This is a genomic window from Mycobacterium sp. E342 (genome assembly GCF_001667665.1).
In the GTDB taxonomy this organism is placed as follows: Bacteria; Actinomycetota; Actinomycetes; order Mycobacteriales; family Mycobacteriaceae; genus Mycobacterium.
This window is the reverse complement of record NZ_LZJM01000056.1, coordinates 1-11,447: the sequence shown is the minus strand read 5'-3', so window position 1 is coordinate 11,447 and position 11,447 is coordinate 1. Positions and strand designations below refer to the sequence as shown.

At 70.1% G+C, this 11,447-nt stretch carries 10 protein-coding genes; 6 read left to right on the top strand and 4 right to left on the bottom strand.

All coding sequences use genetic code 11. The features are described from left to right. The 4 genes from A5692_RS02820 to A5692_RS02805 all read left to right on the top strand — a co-directional run. The coding region (locus A5692_RS02820; RefSeq protein WP_068051798.1) for an Hsp70 family protein at positions 1–1,270 on the top strand (1,270 nt) is incomplete at its 5' end. A gap of 192 nt (positions 1,271–1,462) precedes the next feature. Beyond that, the gene (locus A5692_RS02815; RefSeq protein WP_068051795.1) at positions 1,463–4,339 is read left to right on the top strand and encodes a (Fe-S)-binding protein; all 2,877 of its coding nucleotides are present in this window, start codon (positions 1,463–1,465) and stop codon (positions 4,337–4,339) included. Between the two features lie 32 nt (positions 4,340–4,371). Then, positions 4,372–5,661, top strand: a complete 1,290-nt coding sequence (locus tag A5692_RS02810; RefSeq protein WP_068051792.1) for a pyridoxal phosphate-dependent aminotransferase — start codon at positions 4,372–4,374, stop codon at positions 5,659–5,661. A 26-nt stretch (positions 5,662–5,687) separates the two neighbouring features. Beyond that, positions 5,688–6,965, top strand: coding sequence for a YibE/F family protein (locus A5692_RS02805; protein WP_068051791.1), 1,278 nt, complete (start codon positions 5,688–5,690; stop codon positions 6,963–6,965). Here A5692_RS02805 and rfbA read toward each other — a convergent pair. Genes rfbA through A5692_RS02790 form a run of 3 tightly spaced genes read right to left on the bottom strand, consistent with a single transcriptional unit; the run spans position 6,907 to position 8,970 of the window. Continuing rightward, the gene (gene rfbA, locus A5692_RS02800; protein ID WP_068051788.1) at positions 6,907–7,782 is read right to left on the bottom strand and encodes a glucose-1-phosphate thymidylyltransferase RfbA; all 876 of its coding nucleotides are present in this window, start codon (positions 7,780–7,782) and stop codon (positions 6,907–6,909) included. The genes A5692_RS02805 and rfbA overlap by 59 nt on opposite strands. A 21-nt stretch (positions 7,783–7,803) precedes the next feature. Then, the gene (locus A5692_RS02795; protein ID WP_068051785.1) at positions 7,804–8,178 is read right to left on the bottom strand and encodes a nuclear transport factor 2 family protein; all 375 of its coding nucleotides are present in this window, start codon (positions 8,176–8,178) and stop codon (positions 7,804–7,806) included. 36 nt (positions 8,179–8,214) lie between these two features. Further along, complete coding sequence (locus tag A5692_RS02790; protein WP_068051782.1) at positions 8,215–8,970, bottom strand: maleylpyruvate isomerase family mycothiol-dependent enzyme; 756 nt, start codon at positions 8,968–8,970, stop codon at positions 8,215–8,217. Positions 8,971–9,091: 121 nt separating this feature from the next. Between A5692_RS02790 and A5692_RS02785 the strand changes: the two genes are divergently transcribed. Both A5692_RS02785 and A5692_RS02780 read left to right on the top strand, forming a co-directional pair. Further along, complete coding sequence (locus tag A5692_RS02785) at positions 9,092–9,589, top strand: hypothetical protein (protein ID WP_068051777.1); 498 nt, start codon at positions 9,092–9,094, stop codon at positions 9,587–9,589. Then, positions 9,579–9,923: a hypothetical protein gene (locus tag A5692_RS02780; protein WP_068051773.1), complete on the top strand. Its 345-nt coding sequence runs from the start codon at positions 9,579–9,581 to the stop codon at positions 9,921–9,923. The genes A5692_RS02785 and A5692_RS02780 overlap by 11 nt, the downstream gene beginning before the upstream one ends. Before the next feature lie 14 nt (positions 9,924–9,937). On the opposite strand, the gene A5692_RS02775 is transcribed toward A5692_RS02780, so the two are convergent. Continuing rightward, positions 9,938–11,263: a UDP-glucose/GDP-mannose dehydrogenase family protein gene (locus tag A5692_RS02775; RefSeq protein WP_068051800.1), complete on the bottom strand. Its 1,326-nt coding sequence runs from the start codon at positions 11,261–11,263 to the stop codon at positions 9,938–9,940. Positions 11,264–11,447: the final 184 nt, after the last annotated feature.

Here is an 11,447-nt window from a genome sequence, read left to right as displayed (position 1 = left end):
GGGTTTCCCCGGCGCGGGCGTCGTCGCGCTGTGCGATTTCGGCGCCAGCGGCACCAGCGTCACCCTGATGGACGCCGGATCCAACTTCGCGCGTGTCGGCCCGACGGTGCGATACGCGGATTTCTCGGGCGACGCGATCGATCAGCTCGTCCTGAGTGGCCTGCAGGCCTCCGATGACACCATGGCCGACCTGGCCAGCACCATGCGCGTCGGTTCGCAGACCCGCCTGCTCGGTGAATGCCGGCGCGCCAAGGAACAGCTGTCGACCGCCGCGTCGGCGTCCGTCGGGGGCGTGCAGCTCTCACGCGCCGAGCTGGAGCGGCTGATCTCCGAACCGCTGGACCGATTCCTGAACGTTGTCGAGGAGACGTTGCGCCGCAACGGAATTCCGAACGCCCGGCTGGCCGCCGTGGCGAGCGCCGGCGGCGGCGCCGGCATCCCCCTGATCGCCGCGCGGCTGTCGCAGCGTTTTCAGGTGCCCGTGCACTCCGCACCGCAGCCCGCGGCCAGCGCGGCCGTCGGCGCGGCGGCGCTCGGCGAGCAGCAGTCGTCGGCGGGTGCCGCCACGGCGGCGGGAGCCGTCGTGGAAACGCCGACCGAGATGGTCGGCACCGCCGGAATCGACATGACCCAGGCCGCGTGGGCCGCCCGGGCCACGGACGTGGACGGCGCCCTGGCCTGGTCCCAGGACGCCGACGGCGCCGACGAGCCGGTGCCCTACACCGGGCGCGACGCCACCGGCGAGTACACCGACCAGGCAAGGGATTTCGATGCCGGTCCCGGCGACCGCCAAGCCGTCCCGGAGGGCGGACTGCCGTGGTACAAACGCACGGCTCTGGTGCTCAGCGTCGCGGGCGCCGCTGCGGCGGTGCTGGTGGCCATCCTGTTGGCCGTCACCCTCGGCAACCCCAAGCCCCGTCCGGCCAACCCCACGCCGGCTCCCCCGCAAACGTCGCAAACCGTGACCATCACCGAGCCGAACGGCAGCACCACCGAGACGGTGGTCCCTCCGCCGCCGCCCCCGCCGTCGTCGTCGTCCGAGCCGCCGCCCGCCACCACCACGACCGAGGCGCCGACCACCACCACCACCACGACCGAGCCGCCGACCACCACCACGACGACGGCGCCGCCGACGACGACGACTACCCCGCCGCCCACGACGTCGCAGGCGCCGCCCACGACGTCGCAGGCGCCCACCACGTCCGCGCCCCCCGCCACGACGCGCCTGCGACCGCTGCTGCCGCCCTTTTTGCCCCAACCCCGGCCCTGACGCGGTGGCGCCGGTCACGCGACGAACCTCACAGCCCGGCGGCGGTGTTCAACGAAGCAGGCCGAGACGCCGACACCCCCGAAGTTAGGGCAGCCTTTCTCGCGGCGGAAGCTGCGGAGATGCAACTATGAGCAGGGCTAAGCAGGCAAACAAAACGCAGGCTGAATCAACAATGCATTGGGGAGACCTTCGGTGACGACGCAGATGCTCATCAGACTGGTCGTGGGCATGGGCATGACGCTGCTTGTGGCCGCACTCGCCGGCCGCCGCGTCCTGTGGCTGTTCAAGTTGGTTACGTCCGGCAACCCCGCCCCGGGGCACACCGACGAACCCGGCAAGCGAATCTGGGCCGAGGTCTCCGAGGTCTTCGGGCAGCGCCGGCTGCTCAAGTGGTCGCTTCCCGGCCTCGCGCACTTCTTCACGATGTGGGGCTTCTTCATCCTGCTGACGGTCTACATCGAGGCGTACGGGCTGTTGTTCCAGAACAACTTCCACATCCCGATCATCGGGCGCTGGGATGCGCTGGGCTTCCTGCAGGACTTCTTCGCCACCGCCGTCTTCCTGGGCATCACGACGTTCGCCATCATCCGGCTGCGCACCGAACCCAAGGAGTACGGCCGCTCGTCGCGGTTCTACGGTTCGCACACCGGCGGCGCCTGGCTGGTGCTGTTCATGATCTTCAACGTCATCTGGACCTACGTCCTGGTGCGCGGGTCCGCGGTCAACAACGGCACGCTGCCCTACGGCAAGGGCGCCTTCCTCTCCCAGCTGTTCGGCGCCATCCTGCGTCCGCTGGGCCAGCCCGCCAACGAGATCATCGAGACGACGGCCCTGCTGCTGCACATCGCGGTCATGCTGGCGTTCCTGATCATCGTGCTGCACTCCAAGCACCTGCACATCTTCACCGCGCCCATCAACGTCATCTTCAAGCGGCTGCCCAACGGGCTCGGGCCGCTGCTGCCGCTGGAACACGACGGCAAGCCGATCGACTTCGAAAACCCGCCCGACGACGCCGAATTCGGCCGCGGCAAGATCGAAGACTTCAGCTGGAAGGCGATGCTGGACTTCGCCACCTGCACCGAGTGCGGGCGTTGCCAGTCGCAGTGCCCGGCGTGGAACACCGGCAAGCCGCTCTCGCCCAAGCTCGTCATCATGGACCTGCGCGACCACTGGATGGCCAAGGCGCCGTACATCCTCGGTGACAAGCACGCGGAGCCGCTCGAGGGCCTCGACCTCGAAACGGTCCACGAAGAGGGCCACCATGTGCCGGAGTCCGGGTTCGGCCGGGTGCCCGGGCACGGGCCTGAGCAGGCCGCCCGCCCGCTGGTCGGCACCGCCGAGCAGGGCGGCGTCATCGACCCCGACGTGCTGTGGTCCTGCGTGACCTGCGGTGCCTGCGTGGAGCAGTGCCCGGTGGACATCGAGCACGTCGACCACATCGTCGACATGCGCCGCTACCAGGTGATGATGGAGTCGGAGTTCCCGTCCGAGCTGTCGGTGCTGTTCAAAAACCTGGAGACCAAGGCCAACCCGTGGGGCCAGAACGCCGCCGACCGCACCAACTGGATCGACGAGGTCGACTTCGACGTCCCGGTGTACGGCGAGGACGTCGACAGCTTCGACGGCTTCGAGTACCTGTTCTGGGTGGGCTGCGCGGGCGCCTACGACGACAAGGCGAAGAAGACCACCAAGGCCGTCGCCGAGCTGCTGTCCATCGCCGGCGTGAAGTACCTGGTGTTGGGTACCGGCGAAACCTGCAACGGCGACTCCGCGCGCCGCTCGGGCAATGAGTTCCTGTTCCAGCAGCTGGCCGCCCAGGCCGTCGAGACCCTGGACGGGGTGTTCGAGGGCGTCGAGACCGTCGACCGCAAGATCGTCGTCACCTGCCCGCACTGCTTCAACACGCTGGGCCGCGAATACCGGCAGCTGGGCGCGAACTACTCGGTGTTGCACCACACCCAGCTGCTCAACCGGCTGATCCGGGACAACAAGCTGGTGCCGGTGACGCCGGTGTCGCAGGACATCACCTACCACGACCCGTGCTACCTGGGCCGGCACAACAAGGTCTACGAGGCGCCGCGCGAGCTGATCGGGGCCGCGGGGGCGACGCTCACCGAGATGCCGCGCCACGCCGAACGCAGCTTCTGCTGCGGCGCCGGCGGCGCGCGGATGTGGATGGAAGAGCACATCGGCAAGCGGATCAACCACGAACGCGTCGACGAGGCCCTGGCCACCGGGGCGTCCACGATCGCCACCGGCTGCCCGTTCTGCCGCGTGATGGTCACCGACGGCGTCAACGACCGGCAGGAAGAGGCCGGCCGCACCGGCGTCGAGGTGCTCGACGTCGCGCAGGTGCTGCTCGGCTCCCTCGAGTACGACAAGGCGACGCTGCCGGAAAAGGGCACGGCCGCAAAGGAAGCCGAGAAGCGGGCGGCTCAGGCGCCCAAGGCCACCGCGACCGTCGAGGCGCCGGCCAAGGAGACCGAGGAGGCTCCCGCCGAGGCCGCCCCGAAGGCCGAGGCCGCCGCGCCCGCCGAAGCCGCCGCGCCCGCCGCGCCCGTGAAGGGCCTCGGCATCGCGGGCGGGGCCAAGAGGCCCGGTGCCAAGAAGGCCGCACCGGCCCAGGCCGAGGCCAAGACGGAGGCGGCCCCGGAGTCTGCCGCGGCGCCTGCCGCCCCGGCCAAGGGGCTGGGCATCGCGGCCGGCGCCAAGCGTCCCGGCGCCAAGAAGGCCGCGCCGGCGGCCGAGGCCAAGACGGAGGCCCCCAAGGCCGAGGCCGCACCGGAGGCCGAAGCCAAGACCGAAGAAGCCAAGCCGGCTGCGGCGCCGGTCAAGGGGCTGGGCATCGCCGCCGGCGCCAAGAGGCCCGGCGCCAAGAAGGCCGCGCCGGCGGCAGAGGCACCCAAAGCCGAGGCCCCCAAGGCTGAGGCGGAGCCCGCCGCGGAAGCGGAGCCCGGGGCCACGCCGAAAGCGGAGCCGGCCAAGCAGGACGACGGCGACGGCGCGGCTGGACCGCCGGTCAAGGGGCTCGGTATCGCGCGCGGTGCCCGGCCACCGGGCAAGCGCTGACCTGGGATTTCTTCGCTTGACGGCAAAATTCAGTGGACAGTAGTGGCACCATTGGTGACGTGACTACGCACCAGCTGCCCCTGCACGCTTCCGGCCACCACCGGCAGCGTGTCTTCGCGCAGTCGTCCAAACTCCGGGACGTCCTGTACGAGATCCGCGGCCCGGTGCACCAGCACGCCGCGCGGCTGGAGGCCGAAGGGCACCGCATCCTCAAGCTCAACATCGGCAACCCGGCGCCGTTCGGCTTCGAGGCGCCCGACGTGATCATGCGCGACATGATCCAGGCGCTGCCGTACGCCCAGGGATACTCCGACTCGCAGGGCATCCTGCCCGCCCGCCGCGCCGTGGTCACCCGCTACGAGCTGGTCGAGGGCTTCCCCCGGTTCGACGTCGACGACGTCTACCTGGGCAACGGGTGCTCCGAGCTGATCACGATGACCCTGCAGGCCCTGCTCGACAACGGCGACGAGGTGCTGATCCCGTCGCCCGACTACCCGCTGTGGACGGCGTCGACGTCCTTGGCCGGCGGCACGCCCGTGCACTACCTGTGCGACGAGACCCAGGGCTGGCAGCCCGACATCGCCGACCTGGAGTCCAAGATCACGGAGCGCACCAAGGCGCTGGTGATCATCAACCCCAACAACCCGACCGGCGCCGTCTACAGCCGCGGCATCCTCACCCAGATGGTGGAACTCGCGCGCAAGCACGAACTGCTGCTGCTCGCCGACGAGATCTACGACAAGATCCTCTACGACGACGCCAAGCACATCAACGTGGCCACGCTGGCGCCGGACATGTTGTGCCTCACCTTCAACGGGCTGTCCAAGGCCTACCGGGTGGCGGGCTACCGCGCGGGCTGGCTGGCGATCACCGGCCCCAAGGATCACGCCGAAAGCTTCATCGAGGGCATCAGCCTGCTGGCCAACATGCGGCTGTGTCCCAACGTGCCCGCACAGCACGGGATCCAGGTGGCCCTCGGCGGTCACCAGAGCATCGAGGACCTGGTGCTGCCCGGCGGCCGGCTGCTCGAGCAGCGTGACGTGGCGTGGCAGAAACTCAACGAGATTCCCGGGGTGTCCTGCGTGAAGCCGGAGGGCGCGCTGTACGCCTTCCCCCGGCTCGACCCCGAGGTCTACGACATCACCGACGACGAACAGCTCGTCCTCGACCTGCTGCTGCAGGAGAAGATCCTGGTCACCCAGGGCACCGGATTCAATTGGCCGGCACCGGATCACCTGCGCATCGTGACCCTGCCGTGGGCCCGCGACCTGGCCGCGGCGATCGAGCGGCTGGGCAACTTCCTGGTCAGCTATCGCCAGTAAGCATCTTCGCAGCCGGCGCCTCTACGGTGGACCGGGTGACGCACTCGCACACCCACTCCCACAGCCTGTCCGGCCCGGCCCCGGTTGACGCGCTGCCCGCCAGGATCGTCGTCGGGCTGCTGGTCGCCATAGGCCTGGCGGTGCTGGCCGGCGCCGTCGCGCTGTGGCCCAGCCGGGAGCACGTCGACATCCCCATGCCCTTCCAGAACGCGGCGGGCGGCGCGGTGAGCACGCAGGCCGGGCACGTGCTGTCCAGCGGTCTCGGCGACTGTGGCAGCCCGTCGGTCGGTCAGGTGCTCACCACCGCGCCCCAGCCGGCGCCGCCCGGCGCGGGCCGCTGCGTGCTCACCCAGGTGGCCATCGACTCCGGCCCCAACGCCGGCGCCAACACGCTGCTGGAGTCCTCCCCCGGGCCCGGCCAGCCCAAGTTCGCGGTGGGCGACCACCTTCGGCTGGTCCGCCAGGTCGACGACCAGGGCGCCACCAGCTACGCGTTCTACGACTTCGAACGCGGGTGGTCGCTGGTCGCGCTGGCCGTCGCGTTCGCGGTGGTGATCGTCGCGGTGGCCCGCTGGCGCGGGCTGCTCGCGCTGGTCGGCATCGTGGTGGCGTTCGCGGTCCTGGTGGAGTTTCTGCTGCCGGCCCTGCGCGACGGCGCGCCCGCGGTCCCGGCGGCCCTGGTGGCCTCGGCGGCGATCCTCTACGCGGTCATCTATCTGGCCCACGGCGTGAGCCTGCGGACCAGCGCGGCACTGCTGGGCACGCTGACGGCGCTGCTGCTGGCCGCCGGGTTGTCCTGGGCGGCAATACAACTGGCGCATCTGACCGGCCTGTCCGACGACCAGAACGCGACCGTGAGCGCGTATCTGGGCAACGTGTCGATCAGCGGCCTGCTGCTCGCCGGCTTCATCATCGGCTCGCTCGGTGTGCTCAACGACGTGACGGTGACCCAGGCCTCGACGGTGTTCGAGCTCGCCCACCTCGGCGGGTCGCGTCGCGCGATCTTTTTGGGCGCCATCCGAGTCGGTCGCGACCACATCGCCAGCACGGTGTACACGCTGGTCCTGGCCTACGCCGGCAGTTCGCTGCCGCTACTGCTGTTGTTCAGTGTCGCCAACCGCTCCCTGACCGACGTGCTGACCAGCGAGAGCGTGGCCATCGAGATCGCCCGGTCGGCGGTGGGCGGCGTCGCGCTGGCGCTGTCGGTGCCACTGACGACGGCGATCGCCGCGGCGCTCGCGCGGCCTAGTGAAATCGGCTCCGCTCCAACAGCTCCAGCAGATAGCCGCCGTACCCGGACTTGAGCATGGTGTGCGCGCGCTCGGCCAGCTCCTCATCGGTGATCCAGCCCTGCTGCCAGGCCACTTCCTCGGGGACGCTGATCTTGAGGCCTTGCCGTCGTTCCAGCGTGCGCACGAAGTCGCTGGCGTCCAGCAGGGAGTCGAACGTGCCGGTGTCCAGCCAGGCGGTCCCGCGGGCCATCACCTCGACCGAGAGCCGGCCCCGGTTGAGATAGATCTGGTTGACCTCGGTGATCTCGTACTCGCCGCGCGCCGATTTCTTCAGCCCCTTGGCGATCTCGATCACGTCGTTGTCGTAGAAGTACAGCCCCGGCACCGCGTAATTGGACTTCGGTGTCTTGGGTTTCTCCTCCAGCGACAGCGCCGTGCCGTCGTCGCTGAACTCGACGACGCCGTACGCCGAGGGGTTGGCCACCCAGTAGGCGAAAACCGCTCCCCCGCTGATGGTTTGGAAGCGGCTCAGGCTGGTGCCCAGCCCGGGCCCGTAAAAGATGTTGTCCCCCAGCACCAACGCCACCGAGTCGTTGCCGATGTGCTCGGCGCCCAGCACGAAGGCCTGTGCCAGGCCGTCGGGCCGTTCCTGTGTGACATAGCTGATGTCGATGCCGAATTGCGAGCCGTCGCCCAGCAACCGGCGGAAGCCCGCCGCGTCGTGCGGGGTGGTGATCACCAGGATGTCGCGGATCCCGGCCATCATCAGCGTGGACAGCGGGTAGTAGACCATCGGCTTGTCGTACACCGGCAGCAACTGCTTGCTGATGCCGACGGTGATCGGGTGCAGGCGAGTGCCCGAGCCGCCGGCCAGGATGATCCCGCGCATGGTGGTTCCCCTATTCCAAGCTCAATTGACGAGGTCGGATTCGGTGAGTTCGGTGGCGGCCAGCGCCGACGCCAGGTCCTCGTGCCGGAACACGGACGTGACGCGGTCGTGGACCACCCGGAACGCCGACGCCGCGGTTGTCACGGCCCCGGGATTGTCCGGGGCGCTGACCTTCTGTTCGACGACCACGACACCGTCGTGCACGTACATCCGGCCGACTTCGGCCGTCCCGTGGCGGGAGGCGGCCCACCTGCGCAGCGCCTCGTGGCCCTGGGCGGCGCCGTGGGCGTCGCCGATCTCGATGTCGTCGCTGGACAACGCGACCAGGGTTTCCAAGTCGGCGGCGTTGAGCGCGTCGTGCCATGCCAGGACGGTGGCGATCTCCGAAGTGGTCATGGTGTGCAAGTTACCGTGTGCGCCCCAGCGGCGGGACTAGAGCGGGGTGCGGTCCAGCCAGTTCTGCCACACCCCCTCGTCGCCGAACAGCGCGATGCCCGTGTCCGCCAGCGGCACCCGGCGCAGGATGGCCAGCAGCAGCTCGGCCGCACCGCCCTTGAGCGCCGCAGTGCCCTTGCCGTGCTCGTGCGACCAGGTGATGCGGCCGTCGTCCACGGCGATCGTCCACTCCCCGGCTTCGCCGAGCCCGGGGTCGGTGGCGTGCAGGTGCAGGGCGTTGTCGCCCTCGAGCGGGAGCGGCGCCCCGTCGCTGCCGGCCTGGATCGCGACCCGCTCGAGCCATTCGGTGATCCCGTCCGCGGCCACGTCGGGGGCCAGCGTGTAGTCGGCTCCCAGCGCGATCGCCGCGTCGGCCCGGTGCACGGCCACCTCGTGCAGGCGGCGGCGGATCCACCAGTTGGCCGGCCGCGGCCCGAGGAACGTCCACACCGGGGTTTCCACCCCCGTGAGCTCGACGGCGTCGATCAGCCGCTGCGCGCCGCCGCGCAACCAGGAGATCGCGTCGGCCGGATCGGGCGGCGGCTTGCCACCCTCGACGGACCGCGGGTCGAGAAACTCCTCGAGCCGCTCGCGCACGATCTGCGCCGCCCAGCGGTCACCGCGCCCGACGTGGCGCAGCAGCTGGCTCAGGCTCCACCCCGGGCACGTCGGCACCGGCCTGGACTGGTCGACATCACGGAACAGCTCCGAAAACGCGCGGTTCTCTTCGATGAATGCGCCGGCGTAGTCCACCCGGGTCACGCTACTCGCCGGCGCGTGCGACCAAGGACTCCTTGGCCAGGGGACTTCGCCCCTGTTGGCGGGCTGCGGCGATGTGCTGTGATCAAACGACCACGGACCGCTGGAGACGACCATGGGCATGCCCGCCATCCGCACCGCAGAGGAGCGGGAGAACGTCGCGTTAGAGCGCGAACGGATCGCCGAGGAACGGGAAGGCATCGCGCGCGAGCGCGAACACCTCGCGCACGAGCGTGAACTGGTGGCAACCCGGCGGGAGCGGCTGACCGAGGGCGTGGAGCGCTGGGTCCGCTACCTCGAGTCGCGCTCCATCCTCGCCAATCGCCGGGAAGCGCTGGCCGACGAGCGCGAACGGATCGCGGACGAACGGGAGGCGCTGGCCGACGAGCGCGAACGGATCGCGGACGAACGTGAACGCGCGGCGAATCACACCGCGGCGGGCAAGCAGCGGGCGGCAGAGCAGGGGCAGCGGCAACACGAGGCGGCGCTGCGCGAGCAGGCCAAAGTCGAACGGGAGCAGGCCGCCAGCGAACGCCAATTCGCACGGCAGCAGGCCGAGCAGGGACGTCAGCAGGCGACACAGCGAGCCGAAGGGCAGCACCGTGGCGGCTGAGCCCAACGACGGCGACGAGCAACCGGACGAACTGGAAAGGCGCGAGCACGCAGTCGCGCACCGCGAGGCGCAGCTCGCCCAGCGCGAGTGGTTCGCCGACGAGCGGGACCGCATCGCCGACGAGCGGGACCAAATCGCGAACCACCGCGAACAGCTGGCTAATCAGCGCGAGGCGCAGGCGGACGAACGGGAGGGAACCGCGCGCGAACGGGAACGCGAGCGGCTGCAGCGCGCCGAAGACGAGGAAGATCGCACGCGAGCCACGGCTGAGCGCGAGCAGGCGAGCATCCGGCGTGAGATGGCCGAGACCGAACGTCGCACCGACGAACGGTAGGGCTCAGCGATCAGCTAGGGCCGCGGCGCGCCCAGCCGAAACACCCGCCAGCCCGCCTCGGTCCAGCGGGCGGCATCGAGGCAGTTACGGCCGTCGACGATCACGCGGGCCCGCACGCGGTCGGCCAGGTCGGCGGGGTCGAGGTCGATGAACTGGCGCCACTCGGTCAGGACGAGCACGGCGTCGGCGCGCTCGCAGGCCTCCTCGACCGAGACCGCGTAGTTCAGCGTCGGGAACAGCCGCTGCGCGTTGTCCAGCGCCTTCGGGTCGTAGACGTTGACCGCGGCGCCGTTGAGCTGCAGTTGGCCGGCGACGTTGAGCGCGGGCGAGTCGCGCACGTCGTCGGATTCGGGCTTGAACGCCGCGCCGAGCACGGCGATGTTGGCGCCCAGCAGCGAGCCGCCGCAGGCGGCGCTGGCCAGCTCCACCATCCGCGTGCGGCGGCGCATGTTGATGCTGTCGACCTCGCGCAGGAACGTCAGCGCCTGGTCGGCCCCCAGCTCGCCGGCGCGGGCCATGAAGGCACGGATGTCCTTGGGCAGGCAGCCGCCGCCGAAACCCAAACCGGCGTTGAGGAATTGGCGACCGATCCGAGGGTCGTAGCCGAGCGCGTCGGCCAGCATGCTGACGTCGGCACCGGCGGCCTCGCACACCTCGGAGATGGCGTTGATGAACGAGATCTTGGTGGCCAGGAAGGCATTGGCGGACACCTTGACCAGCTCCGCGGTCTGCAGGTCGGTCACCAGGAACGGCACTCCCTCGGCCAACAGCGGGCCGTAGAGTTCGCGGACCACCGTTTCGGCGCGCGTCGAATCCTGGTGCACCCCAAGCACGATGCGGTCCGGATGCAGGGTGTCCTGCACCGCGTAGCCCTCGCGCAGGAACTCGGGGTTCCAGGCGATCTCGACGTCGACGCCGCGAGGCGCCAGGTCGGCCGCCCGGCGGTTGAGTTCGGCCGCGGTTCCCACCGGCACGGTCGATTTGCCCACCAGGACCGACGATCGGGTCAGCCGCGGCACCAGCGCGTCGACGACCGCGTACACGTGGCGCAGGTCGGCGCCGTACTCGCCCTTCTTCTGCGGTGTCCCGACCCCGAGGAAGTGCACGTCGGCGAACTCGGCCGCCACGTCGTAGTCGGTGGTGAACCGCAGCCGCCCCGCCGCCAGGTTCTTGGTCAGCAGCTTGCGCAGGCCGGGCTCGTAGAACGGGATGTCACCGCCGGAGAGCTTGGCGACCTTCCCCGCGTCGACGTCGACGCCGACGACCTCGTGTCCCAGCTCCGCCATGCCGACGGCGTGGGTTGCACCCAGGTAACCGGTGCCGAACACGGTGCATCGCATATGACCGGTGTACGTCGCCGCCATGAGCTAACTGCATCACCCCGCTGAGCGGGAGGCAAACGGGAGGTGACAGCTGGTCGCCGCGTCGGGCTAGTGGCGCCCGAATCCGCCGTGGCCGCCGCCGAAGCCGCCGTGACCGCCGCCAAAGCCCGGAATTCCGGGGAATCCGCCGCCGCCACCGCCG

What these genes read in the sequence shown, in the direction of transcription:
- rfbA (WP_068051788.1), bottom strand. Translation starts at nt 7,782, where the DNA reads ATGCGCGGGATCATCCTGGCCGGCGGCTCGGGCACTCGCCTGCACCCG.
- A5692_RS02795 (WP_068051785.1), bottom strand. Translation starts at nt 8,178, where the DNA reads ATGACCACTTCGGAGATCGCCACCGTCCTGGCATGGCACGACGCGCTC.
- A5692_RS02785 (WP_068051777.1), top strand. Translation starts at nt 9,092, where the DNA reads ATGGGCATGCCCGCCATCCGCACCGCAGAGGAGCGGGAGAACGTCGCG.
- A5692_RS02775 (WP_068051800.1), bottom strand. Translation starts at nt 11,263, where the DNA reads ATGCGATGCACCGTGTTCGGCACCGGTTACCTGGGTGCAACCCACGCC.